This window comes from Klebsiella sp. HMSC25G12 (assembly GCF_001807705.1).
GTDB classification, from domain to species: Bacteria; Pseudomonadota; Gammaproteobacteria; order Enterobacterales; family Enterobacteriaceae; genus Klebsiella; species Klebsiella variicola.
Window position 1 is genome coordinate 1 of record NZ_KV789876.1, and the last position, 23,230, is coordinate 23,230.

Genomic DNA, 23,230 nt, shown 5'->3' on the forward strand with positions numbered 1-23,230 from the left:
CACGGTGGCGCTACGCTTACCGTGGCTACGGTATTTGCAGTCAAGTAGCCCGGCTAAGGCGCGAGCGCCGCAAGCCGGGAGTCATAACGCTTTATTACACGTCTTCCAGCGAATAGGGCAGCGGTTCGATGCGCAGGCTTCCGGCATCGTCGCGCACGCGGAAGATGCTGTCCGGCTCCATATCGTTATTCATCACCACCTGCACCAGCAACTGGCCATCATCCAGCTGAACCGCCGCAAGCACCGTCCCGGTGCGGCGCCAGTTGTCGCCCATTTTCAGCTCCAGATCTTCCCCCGCTTCCGGCACCCGGCTGGCGGTCCCTGACAGCGTCCACAGCGCGCGCTTATTGGCGCCGCGGAATTTCGCCCGCGCCACCATCTCCTGACCGGTGTAGCAGCCTTTCCTGAAGCTGATACCGCCCAGCGCCTGCAGGTTGGTCGCCTGCGGAATGAACTGCCCGCTGTTGGCGCTGTCGATAACCGGCAGACCGGCTTCAATATTCAGCGCCAGCCACTGCTGGCTGTTATTGAGCTGCGCTTCGCCGCGCAGCGCATCGGTAACGCGATTGGCGGTGTCGACATCAGTCACCAGCAGGAAGCGTTCACCTGGATGTTCAAACCACAGCAGGCTGGTGGCGTCTTCGCTGACCACCGGGGTGGCCGCGTCGGGCAGGGCGGCGAACAACGGCGCCAGCGCGGCGCGCGCCTGGAAGCCGGCCACCCCCAACAGAACCAGATCGTCGTTGGCGGCGATGGTGACTTTAGAGAAGACGGCATATTTTTTCAGTTCGGTCAGCTGTACGTCGCGCAGGCTGCGGCGCTCGATCCATGCGAAGCCGCCGTCGCGGCGGAATACGCGCAGATTGCTCCACATCTTGCCTTTGGCGTCACAGTGGGCGGCAAGCAGATGCTGAGCATCGGTGAGATTGCTCACATCGGCGGTAATCTGCCCCTGCAGATATTTTTCGCTATCCGGCCCGCTAATCGTCGCCAGCGCCCAGTCATCCAGGGTCATCAGCGTTAACGGCAGACGAGCGGAAGAGGAAGGCTGACGCGGAGGAAAAGGTGTAAAAGCCATAGTCATATCCTGAATCGCTTAACGCAGTGTGTGTGACCAATGGTAAAAGAGCTATAGTGCATTGCAAGTGCTTTCAACAGGCCATTTGTGCGCTGGCGTGAGACAGCCGCCTGACGCAGGGAATCAATAAGCCCATCATTATTTTATGGTTTTTATGGAAGGATGCTCGCATTCAGCGATATTCCTGTAAAGTTACGGCAGAAAACGGGTTAAACTAACCTATATTTTGCTGCTGGAAGGTCAACATGGACATTAACAATAAAGCACGTATCCACTGGGCATGCCGCCGCGGGATGCGCGAACTCGACATCTCCATCATGCCGTTCTTTGAGTATGAGTACGATACCCTCAGCGACGCTGACAAACAGCTGTTCATTCGCCTGCTGGAAAATGACGATCCGGATCTGTTCAACTGGCTGATGAATCACGGCAAACCGGCCGATGCGGAGCTGCAGCGGATGGTAACCTTAATTCAGACACGGAATCGGGAACGTGGTCCTGTGGCAATCTGATCTCCGTATCTCCTGGCGCGCGCAGTGGTTTTCCCTGCTGCTCCACGGCGTTGTGGCGGCGCTGGTGCTGTTGGTTCCCTGGCCGCTAAGCTACACCCCGATCTGGCTGCTGCTGTTGTCGCTGGTAGTGTTTGACTGCGTGCGCAGCCAGCGGCGGATCCATGCCCGTCGCGGAGAGATAAAACTGCTCACCGATTCCCGTCTTCGCTGGCAAAACGCCGAATGGGAGATCCTCGGGACGCCGTGGGTCATCAATAGCGGTATGCTGCTGCGTTTACGCCATGTCGATACCCGGCGCGGGCAGCATCTGTGGCTGGCGGCGGATAGCATGGATGCCGGAGAATGGCGCGATCTGCGCCGGCTGGTGCTGCAAAAACCGGCGCAGGAGTAAGCGGCGTCAGGAGAAGTGTTCGGCCATTTCGCCGAGGATCTGCTCGCACCAGCTCTGGATGCGCTCGTCGCTCAGGTCGTACTGATTGGTTTCATCCAGCGCCAGGCCAACGAACAGTTGGCCATCGGCGATAACCGGTTTTGGACTGGTGAACTCATAGCCTTCGGTTGGCCAGTAGCCGACAAACTTCACGCCTTTGGTCGCCAGCTTGTCGTGCAGCATGCCCAGTGCGTCAAGGAACCATTCGCCATAGCCCAGCTGATCGCCCATGCCGTACAGTGCGACGATTTTGCCTTCCAGGTCCAGGGTATCCAGTTGCTCCCAGACCGCCTCCCAGTCTTCCTGAATTTCGCCGAAATCCCAGGTCGGGATGCCGAGGATCAGTACGTCGTACTGGCTCATCAGCGCGGGGGAATCGTCTTTCAGATTGTGCAGCGTCACCAGCTCAGGGCCGATGATATCGCGGATTTTCTCCGCAGCCATTTCGGTATAGCAGGTACTGGAGCCGTAAAAAAGACCTATATTCATCGCGTAAACGTCTCAATTCTTGCCGTGAATTGCGCCCAGTGTACCAGAAAGGCGGCCTCTTAAGGCATAATGAGACCCTATAACGAACAAAGAGGCCGATGTGAAACAGGATCTGGCACAAATCGAACAGTTTCTCGATGCCCTTTGGCTGGAGCGGAATCTGGCGGAGAATACGCTCAGCGCTTACCGTCGCGATCTGACGATGTTAGTCGAGTGGCTGCACCATCGCGGCCTGTCGCTGGCCAGCGTCGGCAGCGACGATCTGCAGGCGCTGCTGGCTGAGCGGCAAACCGGCGGCTACAAAGCAACGAGCACCGCACGTCTGCTCAGCGCCGTGCGCCGGTTCTTCCAGCATCTGTACCGGGAAAAAATTCGCCCGGACGATCCCAGCGCGCTGCTGGCTTCGCCGAAGCTACCGCAGCGGTTGCCGAAGGATCTCAGCGAGGCGCAGGTTGAACGTCTGCTGCAGGCGCCGCTGGTGGAGCAGCCGCTGGAGTTACGCGATAAGGCGATGCTGGAAGTGCTGTATGCCACCGGCCTGCGCGTCTCGGAACTGGTTGGCCTGACGATGAGCGATATCAGCCTGCGTCAGGGCGTGTTGCGGGTCATTGGTAAAGGCAACAAAGAACGGCTGGTGCCGCTGGGCGAAGAGGCGGTAATGTGGGTAGAAAATTACCTCGAATATGGTCGCCCGTGGCTACTGAATGGCGTGGCGTCGGATGTCTTATTTCCCAGCCAGCGCGCACAGCAGATGACGCGTCAGACCTTCTGGCACCGCATTAAACACTATGCCGTCCTGGCGGGGATCGACAGCGCGAAACTCTCCCCGCACGTATTACGCCATGCCTTCGCCACGCATTTGCTCAATCACGGCGCCGACCTGCGCGTGGTGCAGATGCTGTTAGGACACAGCGATCTCTCCACCACGCAGATCTACACCCACGTGGCGACCGAGCGTCTGCGACAACTTCATCAACAGCACCACCCGCGGGCGTGAGTGCTGAACAAAAGGACTGAGTATGAAAAAAGGTTTATTGATGTTCACTCTGCTGGCAGCCTCGCTTTCCGGCGCGGCGCATGCCGATAGCGCGGCGATCAAACAGTCGCTGGCGAAGCTGGGTGTGCAGAGTACTGATATTCAACCGTCGCCGGTTTCCGGGATGAGCACGGTGCTGACCGACAGCGGCGTCCTGTACGTTACCGACGATGGCAAACACATCATCCAGGGGCCGATGTACGATGTGAGCGGCGCGCAGCCGGTCAACGTCACCAACCAGTTGCTGGTCGGTAAGCTGAACGCACTGAGCAACGAGATGATTGTCTATAAAGCGCCGAAGGAGCAGCACGTCATTACCGTCTTTACCGATATCACCTGCGGCTACTGCCATAAACTGCACGAGCAGATGAACGACTACAACGCGCTGGGCATCACTGTGCGCTATCTGGCCTTCCCGCGCCAGGGGCTGCAGAGCCAGGCCGAGCAGGACATGAAGGCTATCTGGTGTGCGAAAGATCGCAACAAAGCGCTGGATGACGCCATGAACGGCAAAGGCGTGCAGCCGGCAAGCTGCAATGTGGATATCGCCAAACATTACACCCTCGGCGTGCAGATGGGCGTCAACGGCACCCCGGCGATGGTTCTCAGCAACGGTATGGTGTTGCCGGGCTATCAGGGGCCGAAAGAGCTGAAAGCGTTCCTCGACGAGCATAAAAAACAGACAAGCGGTAACTGATTCGCGTGAAACAACAGATACAACTACGCCGCCGTGAGGCGGTTGACGGCGTCGATCTCCCTGCCGACCTGCCGCCGCTGCTGCAGCGGCTGTATGCCAGCCGCGGCGTGCGCAGCGCGCAGGAGCTGGAGCGCAGCGTCAAAGGCATGCTGCCGTGGACGCAGCTCACTGGCGTTGAAAAAGCGGTTGAAATGCTGCATGAGGCTTTCGAGAAAGGGTTACATATTGTGGTGGTCGGCGATTTTGATGCCGACGGCGCCACCAGTACCGCCCTTAGCGTGCTGGCGCTACGCGCGCTGGGCTACGGTAACGTCTCCTATCTTGTGCCCAACCGTTTTGAAGACGGCTACGGTTTAAGCCCGGAAGTGGTCGATCAGGCGCACGCCCGCGGCGCGCAGATGATCATGACCGTTGATAACGGCATTTCGTCACATGCCGGTGTCGATCACGCCCATGCGTTGGGCATTCCGGTGCTGGTGACCGATCACCACCTGCCGGGCGAGACGCTACCGGCGGCCGAGGCCATCGTTAACCCTAACCTGCGCGATTGTGACTTCCCGTCGAAATCACTGGCCGGGGTGGGGGTGGCGTTTTATCTGATGCTGGCGCTGCGTACTTTCCTGCGCGATAAAGGCTGGTTCGACGCCCGCGGCATAGCCGCGCCGAACCTGGCTGAGCTGCTGGATCTGGTGGCGCTGGGCACCGTCGCGGACGTCGTGCCGCTGGATGCCAACAACCGCATCCTGACCTGGCAGGGGTTAAGCCGCATTCGCGCCGGCAAATGTCGGCCAGGCATTAAAGCGCTGCTGGAAATTGCCAACCGTGACCCGCAAAAACTGGCGGCCAGCGACCTCGGTTTCGCCCTTGGGCCGCGCCTCAATGCGGCGGGGCGGCTGGATGATATGTCCGTCGGCGTGGCGCTGCTGCTGTGCGATAACATCGGCGAAGCGCGCGTGTTAGCCAATGAGCTTGATGCGCTCAACCAGACGCGTAAAGAGATTGAACAGGGGATGCAGGCCGAAGCGTTGACCCTGTGTCAGCAACTGGAACGCAGCAGCGACACCCTGCCTGGCGGGCTGGCGATGTACCATCCGCAGTGGCATCAGGGGGTGGTCGGCATTCTGGCATCACGCATTAAGGAGCGCTTCCATCGCCCGGTTATCGCTTTTGCGCCGACCGGCGACGGCACGCTGAAAGGTTCCGGCCGCTCTATTCAGGGGCTGCACATGCGCGATGCGCTGGAGCGCCTGGATACGCTCTATCCGGGACTGATCCTGAAGTTCGGCGGCCATGCTATGGCGGCGGGTTTATCGCTGGAAGAGGCGCGCTTTGAGGAGTTTCAACAGCGCTTCGGCGAACTGGTGACTGAGTGGCTGGATCCCGCATTATTGCAGGGCGAGGTGGTCTCCGACGGCCCGCTGGCGGCGACGGAGATGAGCATGGAAGTGGCGCAGATGCTGCGCGATGCCGGACCATGGGGGCAGATGTTCCCGGAACCGTTGTTTGATGGCCGTTTTCGCCTGCTGCAGCAGCGGCTGGTGGGCGAGCGTCACCTGAAAGTGATGGTCGAACCGGTTGGCGGCGGCCCGCTGCTGGACGGTATTGCTTTCAACGTTGATACTTCCATTTGGCCGGACAACGGCGTGCGCGAAGTGCAGTTAGCCTACAAGCTCGACATCAACGAGTTCCGCGGCAACCGTAGCCTGCAGCTGATCATCGATCACCTCTGGCCAAATTGACAACAGTGTATGAATAAGGGCGCGAATCCGGTAGAATTCCGCTCTTATCACCGCATTTTGACAAATCCATTAAAAGAAACCGACCATGTTTGAAATAAATCCGGTAAAAAACCGCATTCAGGACCTCACGGAGCGCTCCGACGTTCTTAGGGGGTATCTTTGACTACGATGCCAAGAAAGAGCGTCTCGAAGAAGTAAACGCCGAGCTGGAACAGCCGGACGTCTGGAACGAACCTGAACGCGCCCAGGCGCTGGGTAAAGAGCGTTCTTCCCTGGAAGCCATTGTGGATACCCTGGATCAGATGTCCCAGGGGCTGGAAGACGTGGCTGGTCTGCTGGAGCTGGCGGTTGAAGCCGAAGACGAAGAGACCTTCAACGAAGCGGTTGCTGAGCTGGATGGGCTGGAAGAGAAGCTGGCGCAGCTTGAGTTCCGCCGCATGTTCTCCGGCGAATACGACAGCGCCGACTGCTACCTCGATATTCAGGCCGGTTCCGGCGGCACCGAAGCCCAGGACTGGGCCAGCATGCTGATGCGCATGTACCTGCGCTGGGCGGAAGCCCGCGGCTTTAAGACCGAAATCATCGAAGAATCCGAAGGTGAAGTTGCGGGCATTAAATCCGTGACCATCAAAATCATTGGCGATTACGCCTACGGCTGGCTGCGTACGGAAACCGGCGTTCACCGCCTGGTGCGTAAGAGCCCGTTCGATTCCGGTGGCCGTCGTCATACCTCCTTTAGCTCGGCGTTCGTTTATCCGGAAGTGGATGACGATATCGATATCGAAATTAACCCGGCCGATCTGCGTATCGACGTTTATCGCGCATCCGGCGCCGGTGGACAGCACGTTAACCGTACGGAATCCGCGGTGCGTATTACCCACATCCCGACCGGGTTGGTGACGCAGTGCCAGAACGACCGTTCGCAGCACAAGAACAAAGACCAGGCCATGAAGCAGATGAAAGCGAAGCTTTATGAGCTGGAGATGCAGAAGAAAAATGCCGAGAAGCAGGCGATGGAAGACAACAAGTCCGACATCGGCTGGGGCAGCCAGATCCGCTCTTACGTGCTGGACGACTCGCGTATTAAAGATCTGCGTACCGGGGTGGAAACCCGCAACACTCAGGCGGTGCTCGACGGCAGCCTGGACCAATTTATCGAAGCAAGTTTGAAAGCAGGGTTATGAGGAACCAACATGTCTGAACAACAAGCACAGGGCGCTGACGCGGCAATTGACCTTAATAATGAACTGAAAACCCGCCGTGAGAAGCTGGCCGCGCTGCGTGAGCAGGGCGTCGCTTTCCCGAACGATTTCCGTCGTGACCATACCTCTGACCAACTGCACGCTGACTTCGATGCGAAAGAAAACGAAGAGCTGGAAGCGCTGAACGTTGAAGTGGCCGTTGCTGGCCGCATGATGACCCGTCGTATTATGGGTAAAGCGTCTTTCGTTACCCTGCAGGACGTGGGCGGCCGCATTCAGCTATACGTCGCGCGTGATGACCTGGCGGAAGGCGTTTATAACGACCAGTTCAAAAAATGGGATCTTGGCGACATCATCGCCGCCCGCGGTAAGCTGTTCAAGACTAAAACCGGCGAGCTGTCCATCCACTGCACCGAGCTGCGTCTGCTGACCAAAGCCCTGCGTCCGCTGCCGGACAAATTCCACGGCCTGCAGGATCAGGAAGCGCGCTATCGTCAGCGTTACCTCGATCTGATCTCCAACGATGAATCTCGCAACACTTTCAAAGTGCGTTCGCAGATCCTGGCGGGTATTCGTCAGTTCATGGTTGGCCGCGGCTTTATGGAAGTGGAAACCCCGATGATGCAGGTGATCCCGGGCGGTGCTTCCGCGCGTCCGTTCATCACCCATCACAATGCGCTGGATCTGGACATGTACCTGCGTATCGCGCCGGAACTGTACCTCAAGCGTCTGGTGGTTGGCGGCTTCGAACGCGTCTTCGAGATCAACCGTAACTTCCGTAACGAAGGGATCTCCGTTCGTCATAACCCAGAGTTCACCATGATGGAACTCTATATGGCATACGCGGATTACAAAGATCTGATCGAGCTGACCGAATCCCTGTTCCGCACCCTGGCGCAGGACATCCTCGGCAACACTGAAGTGCCTTACGGCGACCAGGTGTTCGACTTCGGCAAGCCGTTTGAAAAACTGACCATGCGTGAAGCTATCAAGAAATACCGTCCGGAAACCGAGATGGCGGATCTGGATAACTTCGATTCCGCGAAAGCGATCGCTGAGTCCATCGGCATTAAAGTTGAGAAGAGCTGGGGTCTGGGCCGTATCGTGACCGAGATCTTCGAAGAAGTGGCGGAAGCGCATCTGATTCAGCCGACCTTCATCACCGAATACCCGGCGGAAGTTTCTCCGCTGGCGCGCCGTAACGACGTGAATCCGGAAATCACCGACCGTTTCGAGTTCTTTATCGGCGGCCGTGAAATCGGTAACGGCTTTAGCGAGCTGAACGACGCTGAAGATCAGGCGCAGCGATTCCAGGATCAGGTTGATGCGAAAGCCGCCGGCGACGACGAAGCGATGTTCTACGACGAAGACTACGTCACCGCGCTGGAACACGGCCTGCCGCCGACCGCTGGTCTGGGTATCGGTATCGACCGTATGGTCATGCTGTTCACTAACAGCCACACCATCCGCGACGTGATCCTGTTCCCGGCGATGCGTCCGCAGAAATAATCGCCCTTCGCGAAATACAAAAAACCCGGCTTGCCGGGTTTTTTTATGTCTGATATGAGGGCCGAAGCCTGACGTAGCCCGGCGCAGCGCAAGCCGGGGAATCCCGGATAGCGGCGTAAATGCCTTATCCGGGCTACGCAATGGCGCAGAACCGTAGGCCTGTGCAAGCGTAGCGCCGCCAGGCATTAATGACAGGCACAGAGCTGCGCCTGGCCTGGAGAATAGTCAGCTTACCCGCGCAGACGCGCAACGAAATCGATCAGCGCCTGGCGGGCGTCCTGGTTTTCCGCTTCCAGTACCATCCACGGGCTAAACGCCCACGGCGTGGCGGCCAGCGCGCTTAACATCGTTTCCAGGTCAACCCACTGATAATCCATGACTTCATCGTCGTTAGGCTGCACTTGGCTGACCACGCGTGCGGCATACACCGGGCACACTTCGTTCTCAACAATGCCGTTGGGGGCGACCGCCCGGTAGCGGAAGGCCGGGTGAATCGGCGCGATATCGGCGATCTCCACGCCGAGCTCGAAGCGGCAGCGGCGCGTGACGGCCTGCTCGAAGGTCTCGCCCTGCTGGGGGTGTCCGCAGACCGAGTTAGTCCACACCCCGGGCCAGGCTTTTTTGCCCAGCGAACGACGGGTGACCAGAAACTGACCCTGCTGATTAAACAACCAGCAGGAAAACGCGAGATGTAAAGGGGTATCAAGCGTGTGGGCGGCATACTTCTCCAGCATACCGGCAGGTTGATCCTGCTCATCCAGTAAAATGACGTGTTCCCCGGCCATGACGACTCCTGAAAATAAAAAATGACCCGGCACAAACCCGCCGGGTCATGTACTCAGGCCACTAGGGTAGCCCATAAATGGGAGAAAGGCATTACCAAAACAAGCCCTGGAGGCTGGTCTGCGAGCGGCAGCCTGGGACTGCGGGGCGTGCCCTCCACGACGTGCGGTATGAACGTGAATCTTTCCGTCGCTGGCCGAACGTGATGCCAGAGGGTCATCTGTTAGCCTTCAGGGATGACGCCCTGCGCCGCGGGCTGGTATGATATTCGCCCTGATTGCGAGGTAAGTGGTTGTGTTAAGTGCAGGATGCCTGATGATGAAACGCTTTTATATGACACTGATGCTGGCGACAAGCCTGGTGCTGGCCGGTTGCTCCAGCACCTCCGACTCCGGTGCCACCTACACCGTCAAACGTGGCGATACCCTGTACGGCATCTCGCGCACCACCGGCACCAGCGTTCGCGATCTGGCTCGTCTGAATAACATTTCGCCGCCTTACACCATTGAGGTGGGGCAGAAGCTGAAGCTTAACGGCAGCGGCGCGTCAAAGACGACGAAGAAAAAATCTTCCTCTACGCGCACTGCGGCGGTCACCCCTTCATCTGCGGTACCTCAATCCTCCTGGCCGCCGGTAGGACAGCGCTGCTGGCGCTGGCCGACCAGTGGCAAAGTGGTCCTGCCTTATTCCACCGCCGATGGCGGCAATAAGGGCATTGATATTGCCGGGACCCGCGGGCAGCCGGTGTATGCCGCCGGGGCGGGCAAGGTGGTGTACGTCGGCAACCAGCTGCGCGGCTATGGCAACCTGATCATGATTAAGCACAGCGAGGATTACATCACCGCCTACGCCCACAACGATAAGCTGATGGTGAATAATGGCCAGAGCGTGAAGGCCGGCCAGCAAATTGCCACCATGGGCAGTACGGATGCCGACTCTGTGCGCCTGCATTTCCAGATCCGCTATCGGGCCACGGCCATCGATCCGCTGCGCTATCTGCCGCCGCAGGGCAGTAAACCTAAGTGCTAAAAGGTTATTTTATCGCCAGTCAGCATCTGGCAGGCTTGTCACAGGGTGCGTAAGGGCTATAATGCTTCTCGCACCTCTTCGCGGGCGTAGTTCAATGGTAGAACGAGAGCTTCCCAAGCTCTATACGAGGGTTCGATTCCCTTCGCCCGCTCCAAATTCAAATCTCCTGAAGTCTACCCAACTCACTTTTCCCTAGATAAATCAGCGGTTATAGCTTTCTGTCAGTCTATTGAACTCCGACGGAGCACTCCATTTTGGTTGCGGGATCGGCGTTTTGCGCTGCTGGCGCTGGCGTCGTAGCGTTTAGTGATATTTTCGCATTTATCCTGTTTCCGCAGGATGAGTAATTTTACGCAACCGGCTCGCGCTGACGACGACCGATACCGTAGAGGCCGCGGCAGCGCTCCACAGCGCAACATGAATTGACCTTTCATCTGCTGCCAGCAGAACGGCTACGGCGGCGGCTCCCAGGCACTGCCCGAAAGTGCGCATAATGGATAAAACACCGGACGCATAACTCGCGTGCTCACGAATAACGTTTGAGAGCATTTCCCGGTTATTGGGACTCTGAAAGCAGCCAAACCCTATTCCGCACACCAGACTTCGCAGGCAGATATCCCACATTGAAGGGCCGGCGGGTAACGTCGCCAGCAGGATCAAACCGACGACAAAAATCACCAGCCCCAGGGTGGATATCGCCGGGGCTGATATCGTGTCCGCCCAACGGCCTGCATGCGGCGCAATCAGCACGATCCCTAACGGCCACGGCGTAAACAGCAGGGCAGACACTACCGGACTGTAGCCGTATTCGCTCTGAAACAGGAAGGGCAGCGTAATAAAGGTGATCCCCTGGCTAACAAAAGCAATCATCGACGTGAAGGCCGCGAGGGTAAAACGTTCATTTTTAAACATGGTCGGCGGCAGTAAGGGATGATCCGTGCGGCGGATTTGCCAGATAAAAGCCATGCCGCTCAGCGCAGCGAGAGCCATCCAGCAAAGGCTGCCGAATTGAGAAGTAGCGTTCTGTAGGCTGTTCGCCGCCATGATCGTCGAACCCAACAGCAGCGCCGACAATATGGCGCCCACGGTGTCGAAGGGCGCCTGCATAGGGATCGCATCCCGCGGCAGCGCTCTGACCGCCAGCAGTAAGGCGAGGGTGCCGGGAAGAACGTTTATCGCAAACAGCCATTGCCAGCTCAGGGTGTGAAGGATCGTACCGCCCAATACCGGGCCGATAGCGGAGCTGGAGGCAATGAGCAGGGCATGGAACCCCAGAATGCGGCCAAGTAATCGTCCGGGAAATACGGACCTGAGTATTGCGGGGGCAATACTCAGCGTCGCCGCGCCGCCGATCCCCTGAAGCACGCGCATACCGATAAGCACTTCGGGCTTATTCGCCAGCGCGCAACCCAGTGATGTCAGGGTAAAGGTCGTCAGGCCCGCCAGAAATACGGGGCGATAACCCAGACGGGCCGCAAGCGCCGCGAATATCGCCAGCGTCATCGCAGCCGCCAGCAGATACCCGTTGGCGAACCAGACGGCAATACTGGCAGGTACCTGCATCTCCTGAGCCATTGAGGGCAGGGCAATGTTGATCATGGTGCCATCAAACACGCCCATTAAGGTGGTGGTCATTATTGCGGCCATCACCCGTGCACGCGCCGGGCCAGGCAGTCCTTCGTCGCCGGGTTGGCTGGAAAAGAGCGTCATCATTTGTCCTCTGAGAAGAGTGTATGGATGACAAAACTATAAAGATGGCTTTTACTGGGCGGAAGGCGCACTACTTTCACTTTATTGTTGCATCAAACGCCTTATCTTAATGTACTGGGAGGAAGGATAATGTCTGATCCCGATTTTAATTTGCTGGTAGCACTCGACATATTGCTGAGTGAAGCGAGTGTCGCAGGTGCGGCACGTCGTCTGAACCTCAGCACCTCGGCCATGAGCCGGACATTAAGCAGGTTACGCGATGTCACAGGAGACCCGATCCTGGTGCGCGCCGGGCGTAACATGGTACTGACCCCGTGGGCCGAAGCGACCCGGGATCGCGCCAGGCGTGCAGTGCACGAGGCCAGGGCGGTATTGCAGCCCTCAACGGAAACGTTCTGCGCGAGAAGTCTGGCGCGTCTTTTTACCATCAGGGCAAACGATGGCTTTGTGGTGGCGTTTGGGCCTGCGCTCATAGCAGCGGTTGCCGACGCCGCGCCGGACGTCTGTATACGCTTCGCACCTAAGCCGGAAAAAACGTCGCGCTATCTTCGGGAAGGGCTGGTTGATCTGGAGATTGGCGTTCAGAGTAATATGGGGCCAGAAATACGGCTGCAACGACTGTTTGAGGATCGGTTTGTTGGCGTCGTGCGTAAAGGGCACCCGCTGGCTAAGCAGGCAGAAATAGGCGTGGATGATTATGTCGCCTGGGGCCATGTGGTAGCGTCACCCGATGGCGCGTTGCACGGATCCGTTGACGATGCGCTGGCCGAACTGGGGACAAAACGTAAAATTGCGAGCGTCGTACCGGGATTTCCGACAGCCCTGTCCGTGGCGCTGGAATCGGATCTTATCGCCATGATACCCGCACTCTATTTACTCAATCAGCAGGTAACGGACCAGGTACATGTTTTCGAGCTGCCGTTCAAAAGCCGTCGTATTACGGTATCGCAGATGTGGCACCCCAGAATGGAACGCGACCCCGGTCACCGCTGGCTGAGAGAGCAAATTCTTGCGATATGCGGTGTGGGGCGGTCAGTCATGACTAAGGAGCCTGTATAGCGATTGCTATAACATCAATTTATATTAAATGAATAATTCAATTCATTGATATTTAATATAAAATACATCAAGCGAAGTAGCGGTGTAGTAACTAAATTGAGATGCCCATCTCTGACCAAATAGACATGTCCGCGCTACCGTCTCGCCACAGCGATCGCTGCTTTCATGAGACTCATGACGGCATACGGAACGGCAATTTTCTCAATGAGCGATGTGAACAGACTCACGATCGAAGTCTCCATACTTCGATAGACCGTTTATGTTCTTTCCGCGAGACCTAATCGGAAGCCCTCGTGGTACCTTTAAATTAACAATTAACGATAAATAAAGGACAGCTTACCTGTCCTTTATTCTTTTTTATTCAGCTTTGCTTTCGCGCGATCGCAATACCTCGCCGACCACCGGGGCGGCGGTAAACGCATTTGGCCATCCCGCGTAGAACGCCGCCTGGGCGACCACTTCTCCGGCCTCTTCAGCCGAAAGCCCATTATCCATGGCTCTGTTCAGGTGGTAGCCAATCTGCGCGCTCTGTCCGGCGGCGATTAACGCGCTGACCGTCACCAGACTTCTGTCGCGGGGCGTAAGCGCGGGCCGTTGCCAGAGGTCGAGAAACAGCGGGTCGGCGGTAAATTTAACCAGGCCAGGCGAAATGGGGCCGACATTTTTTTCCACGGTGTCTGCACGCTGTTTCTCTACCTGTTCATTGAGTGGCAGCAGCGTTGGCGAGGCGGCGGGCAGGGCCTCTGCCGTGATGCCGCGGGCTGCAAAGATCGCTTTGGTCACGCTGACGGCTGACATTGCATTGGGCCAACCTGAGTAGAACGCCAGATGGGTAATGATCTCTGATACTTCCGCTGGCGTCACGCCGCTATCGAGCGCAACGGCAATATAGTGCTTCAGCTCGCCTGGCTGGTTGCGGGCAATCAGCATGGCTACGGTCACGATGCTACGGTCCCTGGGCGAGAGGGCTTCGCGTGTCCACAGATCTTCAGTAATTGCTTCTCGACCAAAGCGTGCCAGCGCCGGTGAGACCGCGTGAATATCAGCGTCCACAAGGGTGGAGGGGGTCATTTTCATCATAGCTTCATCTCTTTGTTCGTTGGCATAAGTAAAATCAGACAGCACAAGCGACAAGGCTGCCGCGGCAATCACGTTTTTCATGTTTTATTCTCCCTGCTGAACAGGACAGAGGGTTACCGCGTCCACACCTGATGATGGTCTTTGGCTTGCGGCGTGTTTTGCGCCATCACGCCTGTGAGAACGTGCGGCTGGTAGGCCTCTTCCAGATAGCGGATCTCCTCAGAACTGAGCCGCAGGTTCACGGCGCTGACCGCACCGTCAACATGGTGCTTTTGCGTGGCGCCGACCACCGGGGCGGTGACTTTAGTCAGCAGCCAGGCCAGCGAGATTTCGGTCATGGAGACCTGATGCCGCCCGGCAAGTTCGGCGACGCGCGCAATAATGATCCGATCCTGCTCTGCCGTGCCGTCGTATTTCCCCCGGGCATAATCATCTTCCACCGCTCGCCGTGTGTGGCCTTCTAAGCGGGAGAGACGGCCGCTGGCCAGCGCGCTATAGGGGGTCATGGCGATATTATCTTCTGCGCACAGCCCGAAGAGTTCTCGTTCGTCTTCACGCATAATCAGGTTGTAATGGCTCTGCACGGAAACAAAGGGCGTCAGTCCTTCGCGTTCGGCAAGGGCGTTCGCCTTCGCCAGCTGCCAGGCATAGCAATTGGAAATGCCAATCGCGCGCACCTTGCCGGCGGTCACGGCGGTGTGCAGCGCCTCCAGCACGTCGATAACCGGGGTGTTGTGATCCCAGATGTGGTAGATGTAGAGGTCGATGTAGTCCATCCCGAGGTTTCGCAGACTCTGGTCAAGCGAGCGGGCTATCGCCTCTTTTCCACTGATCCCCTCGGCTATCTGGGCAGCGGTTCGTGGCAGAAACTTGGTGGCCAGCACCACCTCCTCGCGTTTTGCCATCTCCCGCAGCGCCCGGCCAACGTACCGCTCACTGGAGCCGTTCTGATAGGCGATGGCGGTATCGTAAAAATTGATGCCCTTTTCGAGGCCGTAGCGAATGATGTCCCGGCTAGCTGTTTCGTCCAGCGTCCAGCGATGCTGGCCCGTCAACGGATCGCCAAACCCCATACATCCCATGCAGATGCGGGAGACCAGTAAGTCACTTTTACCGAGCCGGGTATACTGCATCGTTATTTTCTCCCTTTGGGTTATTCCACCAGAGTTTTCAGCTGCGCGATCAGTCTGGCCGCGTGCTCCCGGGCACGTGCTTTTTGCTGGGCGATTTTGTCGGCATCCCGGTCGGCGTAGCTGATGCCGCAGGTATAAACCGGCGCCAGCAGCTCAAGATTGCACAGCCTGGCCGTGGTCTCGAAGGGGAGGAGATACTCTTCAATGGCGTGGCCAAAGAAACCGTCAGTGGTGTAGAGCGCCTGCGGTGCCCCGGTAGTGAAAGAAAGAAGGAGCTTTTTACCACCCAGTTTCGCCGTTGAGCCATGCGCGAAGCCGTGAACAAAGACCTCGTCCAGCCACTGTTTCATTAACCCGGGCAGCCCATACCAGGAAAAAGGAAACTGCCAGACAATCACATCGGCCCTGAGCAGGCTTTCCTGCTCTGCACTGATGTTGATGTTGCCGTGCGGATAGAGCCTGTCCAGACGGCGGATTTCCGCGTCGGGCAGGGCGGTCGCCACTTCGTCGAGGATGGTGGCGTTGGCGATGGAATGGTTGAGGTCCGGATGTCCGGAAACGATAAGGATATGAGGCGTTCCCATCGTTACTCCTGATGTTTAAATTCGGCTGAGAAGAGATTTTCCCAGCTAATAAACGAGCCGAGTGGAATACACTCGAAGGTTAATAAACCCGCTTTTGCCAGCGGAAATTCGGCCATGACGTTATTCGCCTCTTCCACGGTGTCGCATTCGAGGAAAATAGCGACGCCGGGTCGGTCCTGACGGAAATAGATGTCGCGGATAAAGCCAGACTTATACAGTCCCCAGGCATGCAGGGCTTCCGCGGTAAGGTGCGGCGCATAGTGTTCCAGCGTCGCGCCGGGCGCAGGGATATCCAGACATAAAATTCGCATCGTTGTCTCCGGAAAGTCGTTATTAGCGGGAAGAGACAAAAGTATACGAGCCCCTGGTGGCGAAGATTAGGCGGTCATTGACTTAAGAATATTTAGCCTGTACTTAATAATCAGGCGAGGTTGGCTTAAGGAGATGCTATGAATAACGCGCTTTATAATCAGATACGCATTTTTCAGAGCATTGCGCGCGAAGGCACTATCTCGGCCGCCGCAAGGAAATTAGAAATCACGCCGCCGTCGGTCAGTAATGCCCTCAAGCTGCTGGAAGAGCACATTGGTCATCCGCTTTTTGTGCGTACGACCCGGCGAATCGAGCTGACGGAAACCGGGCAACAGCTGCTGGAGCAGACTGCGGCGGCGGTGGAGGTTCTGGAAACATCGCTGGAGAGCCTCCGCGACCAGAATCAGGAACCCTCCGGAGCAGTGAGAATAACCCTCTCGCGCTTTGCCTACCTGCTTATTTTGAAACCGGCGATGGCGGCATTTTGTCAGCAATATCCGGGGATCCAGCTGGAAATATCGGTCTATGACGGTACCGTCAATATTATTGAAGAACGATTCGACCTGGGGATCCGCTTTGGCGATATTCTCGAAGGCGGAGTGGTCGCCCGCCCGTTAATGAAGCCGTTTCGGGAAGGGTTATATGCCTCCTCAGCCTATCTGGCCGAATATGGCGTGCCTGCGGTACCCGCCGATCTCAACCATCACCGGCTGATTGGCTATCGCTTTATTACCAACAACCGCATCCTGCCGCTGATCCTCAATGACCACGGCGAGCAGCTCACCGTCGAGATGCCGGGGCAGTTAATCAGCAATGATATTGACGTCATGGCCGACGGTATCCGCCATGGACTGGGGATTGGCCGCTTGTTTGAACCCATCTGGCGGCTACAGCCCGATCGTGAACAGTTTCTACCGGTGATGGAGGACTACTGGAAAACCTATCCGCCGGTTTATCTCTATTACCCGAAAAACGCGGGCAGAACGAAAAGGGTGAAAGCCCTGATTGATTTTCTGATAGCGCATACCGCGGAATAGAGGCTATTTTGCGTGCGAAATGTCTGAAGGCACCGGCCCTGTCTTTCTCTCAGCCTTAACCCTATACTCCCTGCGGATAACGCGTTTTTATCGCGGTGCATTTTGCCGTGCAACGGCTCATCCCATCGTCAACGCGATGGACGGGGAATATCAATAAGGGAGAGGCAGCAATGGGCAGACGCTTCATGGTCTGTATGTTCGCGCTGGTGGCGTTTTCGGCCAGTGCAGCGCAGGGCGTTCACGGTGGCCATAACGGGCAGTCGGTAATAGCTGGCGCCGACGGCGGCAACGGTTCGAACGGCGGCGATAGCGATAATTCCTCGGGTCGGGCAGGGTGCCCGGGCGGCACCGATCCTGATAAGCACGGCCATTTTTACCTGCCCGGCACCCGCGAACCCTGTAATCCCGGGCCCCAGGATGCAGAGAAAGTCGGGTCTTCCCGCTAGCGTTCAGCTCAGATCGTGCAGCGCTTTGTCTGATGGCGGGGAAAGCTGGATATCCTGAAACTCAACCGCCAGTCCCGCGCGCTCCGGTGAGCAGCACATGACGCCCGCTTTCACCGGGCCTGGCGGAAAGTAGCCGAGCCGCAGCAGCGGCCAGCGCTCGCCGTCGGTCGAATACTGCAGCCTTAACGCATCGCCCTTGCGGGTCAGCCGCAGCCAGAAGGTGCGCGGGTCGCCGGGAAAAAGCCCGGTGGCCCAGTCGGAGTGGGTTAGCGTCAGTACGCTGCCGATGGCCGGGGCATCGTCATTGAATTCAATCCCCGCCTTCAGCCAGGTCTGCTCGTCCGCCATCATCATTAGTCCAGCCTGGTCGTAAAGCGTGGTGAAATCGGCACATATTTTTGCCTGCAGGGTAAAATCACCTTCCACCTCAGTAGCATAAAGATGCCCAGAGAAACGCTCGAAGCCATACCAGGTATGGCGCCAGAAGTCGGTATGCTTATCGGTGACCACCGTCAGGCCGTCAGTATCGCGGCGCCACTCGGCAGGTTCATTGATCCAGTGAAAGGACGGCTGCATTTTTCCTCCGGGATACGCTTATAACAGCGACTGCAGTACGGGTGACGCCATGCTGGCCTCAAAGGGAATAATCTCGGTACGGGCGAGACCCAACTGCTGGAAGGGATCCTGACTCAGACGCGATTCCAGCATTTCCTGGCTGGCGCATTTCGCCAGAATCACCCCGCCGGTGCGGGGAAGGCGGCGGCCGGAGGCGAGAAAGAGGCCGTCAGCATAGCCTTTTTTGAGCCATTCGACGTGGGCGGGAATGGCGTCGTCCACCTCTTCGAGCGGTTTTATATACGTTAAAACAACCACATAAATCGTACTCATCCTGAAAACCCTGTCAATCCGATGGGATCGCCAGCCTGACACATTTCGATGAGGGATAAAAGAAAGCGCGGCATTTTTCCGTGCTATTGCGCAAGGGAGGGCGTGTAGCCACTCAACGGGGGCTTATCGCAGGCGTGAAATAACACATATGTTTTTACGAATGTATATTGATCTTTATTGGTGGTTCCGTATGCTGTCCGTCACGCTTGAGGAGAAATCATGTCTTTATTGCCCCTGCAACTGTTCAAAAACCTCGCCGATGAAACCCGGCTGGGGATCGTATTGCTGCTCAAGGCGCGTGGAGAGCTGTGTGTTTGCGATCTCTGTACGGCGCTCGCCCAGTCCCAGCCCAAGATCTCCCGCCATCTGGCGATGCTGCGGGAAAGCGGGCTGCTGCTGGATCGTAAACAGGGTAAATGGGTCCATTACCGCCTCTCTCCGCAGATGCCGGCCTGGGCGGCGCAGGTGATTGAGCAGGCCTGGCTCAGTCAGCAGGACGATGTGCGGATGATGGTTTGCAGACTGGCTGACGGGGCGGGTTGTCAGTAAAAATTTTATCTAAACATATCTGTTTTTTCGAATGTGATTGACGGGGGTAATCATGTTGCTGGCAGGCGCGATTTTTGTCCTGACCCTGGTGCTGGTGATCTGGCAGCCGCGGGGTTTAGGGATCGGCTGGAGCGCGGCCTTTGGCGCGGCGCTGGCGCTGGCCACCGGTGGAGTACAACTAGCCGATATCCCGGTGGTGTGGCATATCGTCTGGAATGCGACCGCCACCTTTATCGCCGTTATCATTATCAGCCTGCTGCTTGATGAGTCTGGCTTTTTTGAATGGGCCGCGCTGCACGTTTCCCGCTGGGGAAGAGGGCGGGGTCGTCTGCTATTTACCTGGATTATCCTGCTCGGCGCCGCGGTGGCGGCGCTGTTTGCCAACGACGGCGCGGCGCTGATCCTCACCCCCATCGTGATTGCCATGCTGCGAGCGCTGGGATTCAGCAAGGGAACGATGCTGGCCTTTGTCATGGCCGCCGGATTTATTGCCGATACCGCCAGCCTGCCGCTGGTGGTGTCGAATCTGGTGAATATCGTTTCGGCAGATTTCTTTGCCATCGGCTTCAGGGAGTACGCTTCGGTGATGGTGCCGGTCGATCTCGCGGCGATCCTCACCACCCTGGCGATGCTGCACCTGTTCTTTCGCCGGGATATCCCGCCGGCCTGGGATATGGCGTTACTGAAAGCGCCGGTCACGGCGATAAAAGATCCGGCGACGTTCCGCACCGGCTGGGGCGTGCTGCTGCTGTTGCTGGTCGGCTTTTTCGTTCTTGACCCGCTGGGGATCCCGGTCAGCGCCATCGCGGCGCCGGGAGCGGGGATCCTGTTTGCTGTCGCGAAGCGCGGGCGGGTGATTAACACCGGCAAGGTGCTGCGCGGCGCCCCGTGGCAGATCGTGATCTTCTCGCTGGGAATGTATCTGGTGGTGTATGGCCTGCGAAACGCCGGGTTAACGGATTATCTGACCACGGTGCTGAACATGCTGGCGGAGCGCGGGCTCTGGGCCGCGACGCTGGGCACCGGTATCCTGTCGGCCTTCCTCTCTTCAATAATGAATAATATGCCCAGCGTACTGGTCGGCGCCCTGTCGATTGATGGCAGCGCGGCAACAGGGACGATCAAAGAGGCCATGATTTATGCCAACGTCATCGGCTGCGATCTGGGGCCCAAGATCACGCCAATTGGTAGCCTGGCCACGCTGCTCTGGCTGCATGTGCTGGCGCAGAAGCACATCACCATCGGTTGGGGGTATTATTTCCGCTGTGGCATTACCATGACCCTGCCGGTGCTGCTTGTGACGCTGGCCGCGCTGGCGCTGCGTCTCTCCTTCAACCAGCCATGAGAACGTACTATGAGCATCACCATTTACCATAACCCTGACTGCGGCACCTCGCGTAATACCCTGGCGCTGATCCGCAACAGCGGCGCTGAGCCCACCATTATCTATTATCTGGAGACGCCGCCATCGCGCGATGAGCTGCGCCAGCTGATCGCCGCGATGGCGATCCCGGTACGTGCCCTGCTACGGAAAAACGTTGAACCCTACGACGCGCTGGGGCTGGCGGAAGACCGGTTTACTGACGATCAGTTAATCGACTTTATGCTTCAGCATCCGATCCTGATTAACCGTCCGATCGTGACAACGCCGCGGGGCACCCGACTCTGCCGCCCGTCAGAGGTGGTGCTGGAGATCCTGACGGCGTCGCAAAAAGGCGCGTTCGTGAAGGAAGACGGTGAGCCAGTCATTGATGCCGCAGGGCAGCGTGTGAAATAACTCGCGAAAGGCGCCGGCTTTGACTCCCGGCTGCCTCACTTCCCCTCCCGTCATCCTCCGCGACAAACACTGTGGGCCAGGATAGTCCCTGATAGAGAAATATTGCCACTTAGCGTGGTTTCTACATCATTCCACCTGTTTTCCTTACTTTTTCTGTCGTTATCCTGGCAGCCGAACTGAGCCGCTATAGATCCTCGCCTTAGCGTTAACTTTCTGTTTTTTAATAAAAAAATAATCGGATTTTCTGCACTAATATAAAGTCAATGCTGTTTATCTTTTTATGAACGTTAAATCTGTAAAACTAGATGTTTGTCGACTTTTCATCTAAAAAGGGAAGGTAAGGGGCTGGACAAAACCATTGTGTGGTTATCAAATGGTTAAAAATGCTCGCGTTTGATGTTAATGCAAACAAATTATAAATCGTCAGCCCGCTTTATACGGTTAACTTGCGCTGCGGCGCACCTTACCTGGAGAATTTATGCATTCCTCTGTTAATAAAAACGAAAGCCGTACCTTTTTCGGCCATCCTTATCCGCTGGGCTCCCTGTTCTTCACCGAAATGTGGGAGCGCTTCTCGTTTTACGGCATCCGTCCCTTACTGATCCTGTTTATGGCGGCGACGGTGTACGACGGCGGGATGGGACTGGCGCGGGAGAACGCCTCGGCGATCGTCGGGATTTTTGCTGGCAGTATGTATCTGGCCGCGCTGCCGGGCGGCTGGCTGGCGGATAACTGGCTTGGCCAGCAGCGGGCCGTCTGGTACGGCTCTATCCTGATCGCCCTGGGGCACCTGTCGATCGCCCTGTCGGCATGGCTGGGCAACGACCTGTTCTTTATCGGTCTGATGTTTATCGTCCTGGGTTCCGGGTTGTTTAAAACCTGTATCTCAGTGATGGTCGGCACCCTGTATAAAAAAGGCGACGCGCGCCGCGACGGCGGTTTTTCGCTGTTCTATATGGGGATCAACATCGGCTCGTTTATCGCGCCCTTGATCTCCGGTTGGCTGATTAAATCCCATGGCTGGCACTGGGGCTTCGGCATCGGGGGGATCGGGATGCTGGTGGCGCTGGTCATTTTCCGCGTCTTTGCCGTGCCGTCGATGAAGCGCTATGACGCGGAGGTCGGCCTCGATTCCACCTGGAACAGCCCGGTGGCGAAAAAGAATGGCGTCGGAGCGTGGCTGCTGGCCCTGGCCCTGGGGGTGGCAGTGCTGGTCACGCTGATTAGCCTGGGCACGATCGTGATTAACCCGGTGGCGGTGGCCAGCGTGCTGGTCTATGTGATTGCCGCCTCCGTGGCGCTCTATTTCATCTGGCTGTTCGTCTTCGCTGGGCTGAACCGTAAAGAGCGGGCGCGCCTGCTGGTGTGCTTTATTTTGCTGGTCTCGGCGGCCTTTTTCTGGTCCGCGTTTGAACAGAAACCGACCTCCTTTAACCTGTTTGCTAACGACTACACCAACCGGATGATCGGCGACTTTGAGATCCCCGCGGTCTGGTTCCAGTCGATTAACGCCTTGTTTATCATTCTGCTCGCGCCGGTATTCAGCTGGGCGTGGCCTGCGCTGGCGCGTAAAAACGTGCGTCCGGGCAGTATGACCAAATTCGTGATTGGCATCCTGTGCGCAGCGGCGGGCTTTGGCCTGATGATGCTGGCGGCGCAGAACGTCCTGAGCAACGGCGGGGCCGGTGTGTCGCCGCTGTGGCTGGTGGGCAGCATCCTGATGCTGACGCTCGGTGAGCTGTGCCTGAGTCCGATTGGTCTGGCGACCATGACTCTGCTGGCGCCGGAGAGAATGCGCGGCCAGATGATGGGCCTGTGGTTCTGCGCCAGCGCGCTGGGTAACCTGGCGGCGGGCCTGATTGGCGGTCACGTGAAGGCCGATCAGCTGTCGCTGCTACCGGACCTCTTCGCCCGCTGCTCCATCGCATTGCTGATCTGCGCCGCCGTGCTGGCCGTGCTGATTGTCCCGGTCCGCCGGATGCTGGAGAACAGTCGGTCCAGCGCCGGGCAAACATCCGTCAGCAACGCCTGACGCGATCCTCAGGCCGGCCCTACGGGGCCGGCTTATTTTTGTACGAAACCCGCCTCAGCAGAACAAAATCCCTTTTTCAGAATGCGCGATGTCCCATAACGTGAGCGTGTTCTTTGAAA

General features: G+C 57.5%; 25 protein-coding genes and 1 tRNA gene. 16 read left to right on the forward strand and 10 right to left on the reverse strand.

The window, feature by feature from the left end:
* Positions 1–94 precede the first annotated feature (94 nt).
* The gene (ygfZ, locus tag HMPREF3096_RS10620; protein WP_032731234.1) at positions 95–1,078 is read right to left on the reverse strand and encodes a tRNA-modifying protein YgfZ; all 984 of its coding nucleotides are present in this window, start codon (positions 1,076–1,078) and stop codon (positions 95–97) included.
* Between the two features lie 245 nt (positions 1,079–1,323).
* On the opposite strand from ygfZ, the gene sdhE reads away from it, so the two are divergent.
* A complete protein-coding gene (gene sdhE / locus HMPREF3096_RS10625) occupies positions 1,324–1,590 on the forward strand; it encodes an FAD assembly factor SdhE (protein WP_002916312.1) in 267 nt (88 codons plus the stop codon).
* Positions 1,571–1,981: a protein YgfX gene (locus HMPREF3096_RS10630; protein ID WP_002916310.1), complete on the forward strand. Its 411-nt coding sequence runs from the start codon at positions 1,571–1,573 to the stop codon at positions 1,979–1,981. Before sdhE ends, HMPREF3096_RS10630 begins: the two co-directional genes overlap by 20 nt.
* Positions 1,982–1,987: 6 nt before the next feature.
* Here the strand turns inward: HMPREF3096_RS10630 and fldB are convergent, their stop codons facing one another.
* The gene (gene fldB, locus HMPREF3096_RS10635; protein WP_008806427.1) at positions 1,988–2,509 is read right to left on the reverse strand and encodes a flavodoxin FldB; all 522 of its coding nucleotides are present in this window, start codon (positions 2,507–2,509) and stop codon (positions 1,988–1,990) included.
* Positions 2,510–2,609: 100 nt separating this feature from the next.
* Between fldB and xerD the strand changes: the two genes are divergently transcribed.
* The 5 genes from xerD to lysS all read left to right on the forward strand — a co-directional run bounded on the left by xerD (position 2,610) and on the right by lysS (position 8,692).
* Positions 2,610–3,506, forward strand: a complete 897-nt coding sequence (xerD, locus tag HMPREF3096_RS10640) for a site-specific tyrosine recombinase XerD (RefSeq protein WP_008806426.1) — start codon at positions 2,610–2,612, stop codon at positions 3,504–3,506.
* 22 nt (positions 3,507–3,528) lie between these two features.
* Positions 3,529–4,242, forward strand: coding sequence for a bifunctional protein-disulfide isomerase/oxidoreductase DsbC (gene dsbC / locus HMPREF3096_RS10645; RefSeq protein ID WP_032731232.1), 714 nt, complete (start codon positions 3,529–3,531; stop codon positions 4,240–4,242).
* A gap of 5 nt (positions 4,243–4,247) precedes the next feature.
* Positions 4,248–5,981, forward strand: a complete 1,734-nt coding sequence (gene recJ / locus HMPREF3096_RS10650) for a single-stranded-DNA-specific exonuclease RecJ (protein WP_008806424.1) — start codon at positions 4,248–4,250, stop codon at positions 5,979–5,981.
* Positions 5,982–6,066: 85 nt separating this feature from the next.
* Positions 6,067–7,165, forward strand: a protein-coding gene (prfB, locus tag HMPREF3096_RS10655; protein ID WP_012540595.1) for a peptide chain release factor 2 whose coding sequence is annotated in 2 segments (ribosomal slippage) — positions 6,067–6,141 and positions 6,143–7,165 — 1,098 coding nt in all. Because the reading frame shifts where the segments join, the coding sequence is not laid out codon by codon here.
* Between the two features lie 9 nt (positions 7,166–7,174).
* Positions 7,175–8,692, forward strand: coding sequence for a lysine--tRNA ligase (gene lysS / locus HMPREF3096_RS10660; RefSeq protein ID WP_008806422.1), 1,518 nt, complete (start codon positions 7,175–7,177; stop codon positions 8,690–8,692).
* Positions 8,693–8,922: 230 nt separating this feature from the next.
* Here the strand turns inward: lysS and idi are convergent, their stop codons facing one another.
* Positions 8,923–9,477 carry an isopentenyl-diphosphate Delta-isomerase gene (gene idi, locus HMPREF3096_RS10665; protein ID WP_012540596.1) on the reverse strand — a complete coding sequence of 185 codons (555 nt, stop codon included), beginning with the start codon at positions 9,475–9,477 and terminating at the stop codon, positions 8,923–8,925.
* Positions 9,478–9,790: 313 nt separating this feature from the next.
* Here idi and actS point away from each other — a divergent pair, with 313 nt between their 5' ends.
* Entirely contained in the window at positions 9,791–10,504 is a 714-nt protein-coding gene (actS, locus tag HMPREF3096_RS10670) for an amidase activator ActS (protein ID WP_016161813.1), read from the forward strand.
* 80 nt (positions 10,505–10,584) lie between these two features.
* Positions 10,585–10,658, forward strand: a tRNA-Gly gene (locus HMPREF3096_RS10675).
* 167 nt (positions 10,659–10,825) lie between these two features.
* Here the strand turns inward: HMPREF3096_RS10675 and HMPREF3096_RS10680 are convergent.
* A complete protein-coding gene (locus HMPREF3096_RS10680; protein WP_032731231.1) occupies positions 10,826–12,214 on the reverse strand; it encodes an MFS transporter in 1,389 nt (462 codons plus the stop codon).
* A gap of 129 nt (positions 12,215–12,343) precedes the next feature.
* Here HMPREF3096_RS10680 and HMPREF3096_RS10685 point away from each other — a divergent pair, with 129 nt between their 5' ends.
* Positions 12,344–13,273 carry a LysR family transcriptional regulator gene (locus tag HMPREF3096_RS10685; protein WP_029602171.1) on the forward strand — a complete coding sequence of 310 codons (930 nt, stop codon included), beginning with the start codon at positions 12,344–12,346 and terminating at the stop codon, positions 13,271–13,273.
* A 357-nt stretch (positions 13,274–13,630) separates the two neighbouring features.
* On the opposite strand, the gene HMPREF3096_RS10690 is transcribed toward HMPREF3096_RS10685, so the two are convergent.
* From HMPREF3096_RS10690 to HMPREF3096_RS10705, 4 genes are read right to left on the reverse strand one after another with little or no spacing between them, the layout of a single operon-like run.
* Complete coding sequence (locus HMPREF3096_RS10690) at positions 13,631–14,434, reverse strand: carboxymuconolactone decarboxylase family protein (protein ID WP_032731230.1); 804 nt, start codon at positions 14,432–14,434, stop codon at positions 13,631–13,633.
* Between the two features lie 32 nt (positions 14,435–14,466).
* A complete protein-coding gene (locus HMPREF3096_RS10695; protein ID WP_032731229.1) occupies positions 14,467–15,486 on the reverse strand; it encodes an aldo/keto reductase in 1,020 nt (339 codons plus the stop codon).
* Positions 15,487–15,506: 20 nt separating this feature from the next.
* On the reverse strand, positions 15,507–16,070 hold the full coding sequence (locus tag HMPREF3096_RS10700) for an NAD(P)H-dependent oxidoreductase (RefSeq protein WP_032731227.1): 564 nt from the start codon (positions 16,068–16,070) through the stop codon (positions 15,507–15,509).
* Positions 16,071–16,072: 2 nt separating this feature from the next.
* Positions 16,073–16,381: a superoxide dismutase gene (locus HMPREF3096_RS10705; protein WP_004151785.1), complete on the reverse strand. Its 309-nt coding sequence runs from the start codon at positions 16,379–16,381 to the stop codon at positions 16,073–16,075.
* A gap of 138 nt (positions 16,382–16,519) precedes the next feature.
* On the opposite strand from HMPREF3096_RS10705, the gene HMPREF3096_RS10710 reads away from it, so the two are divergent.
* Both HMPREF3096_RS10710 and HMPREF3096_RS10715 read left to right on the forward strand, forming a co-directional pair.
* Positions 16,520–17,419, forward strand: a complete 900-nt coding sequence (locus HMPREF3096_RS10710; protein WP_012540606.1) for a LysR family transcriptional regulator — start codon at positions 16,520–16,522, stop codon at positions 17,417–17,419.
* A gap of 170 nt (positions 17,420–17,589) precedes the next feature.
* Positions 17,590–17,865: a hypothetical protein gene (locus HMPREF3096_RS10715; RefSeq protein ID WP_008806400.1), complete on the forward strand. Its 276-nt coding sequence runs from the start codon at positions 17,590–17,592 to the stop codon at positions 17,863–17,865.
* Between the two features lie 3 nt (positions 17,866–17,868).
* Here HMPREF3096_RS10715 and HMPREF3096_RS10720 read toward each other — a convergent pair whose 3' ends face one another.
* Both HMPREF3096_RS10720 and HMPREF3096_RS10725 read right to left on the reverse strand, forming a co-directional pair.
* Positions 17,869–18,441 carry a DUF1349 domain-containing protein gene (locus tag HMPREF3096_RS10720; protein ID WP_023323252.1) on the reverse strand — a complete coding sequence of 191 codons (573 nt, stop codon included), beginning with the start codon at positions 18,439–18,441 and terminating at the stop codon, positions 17,869–17,871.
* A gap of 18 nt (positions 18,442–18,459) precedes the next feature.
* Positions 18,460–18,753 carry a YciI family protein gene (locus HMPREF3096_RS10725; protein ID WP_012967252.1) on the reverse strand — a complete coding sequence of 98 codons (294 nt, stop codon included), beginning with the start codon at positions 18,751–18,753 and terminating at the stop codon, positions 18,460–18,462.
* A 219-nt stretch (positions 18,754–18,972) separates the two neighbouring features.
* Here HMPREF3096_RS10725 and HMPREF3096_RS10730 point away from each other — a divergent pair, with 219 nt between their 5' ends.
* The 4 genes from HMPREF3096_RS10730 (at position 18,973) to HMPREF3096_RS10745 (ending at position 23,111) form a co-directional block, all read left to right on the forward strand.
* Positions 18,973–19,302, forward strand: a complete 330-nt coding sequence (locus HMPREF3096_RS10730) for a metalloregulator ArsR/SmtB family transcription factor (protein WP_008806397.1) — start codon at positions 18,973–18,975, stop codon at positions 19,300–19,302.
* 52 nt (positions 19,303–19,354) lie between these two features.
* Complete coding sequence (locus HMPREF3096_RS10735) at positions 19,355–20,647, forward strand: arsenic transporter (RefSeq protein WP_008806396.1); 1,293 nt, start codon at positions 19,355–19,357, stop codon at positions 20,645–20,647.
* A gap of 9 nt (positions 20,648–20,656) precedes the next feature.
* On the forward strand, positions 20,657–21,079 hold the full coding sequence (gene arsC, locus HMPREF3096_RS10740) for a glutaredoxin-dependent arsenate reductase (RefSeq protein ID WP_008806395.1): 423 nt from the start codon (positions 20,657–20,659) through the stop codon (positions 21,077–21,079).
* Between the two features lie 478 nt (positions 21,080–21,557).
* A complete protein-coding gene (locus HMPREF3096_RS10745; protein ID WP_008806394.1) occupies positions 21,558–23,111 on the forward strand; it encodes a peptide MFS transporter in 1,554 nt (517 codons plus the stop codon).
* The last annotated feature ends 119 nt before the right edge of the window (positions 23,112–23,230 follow it).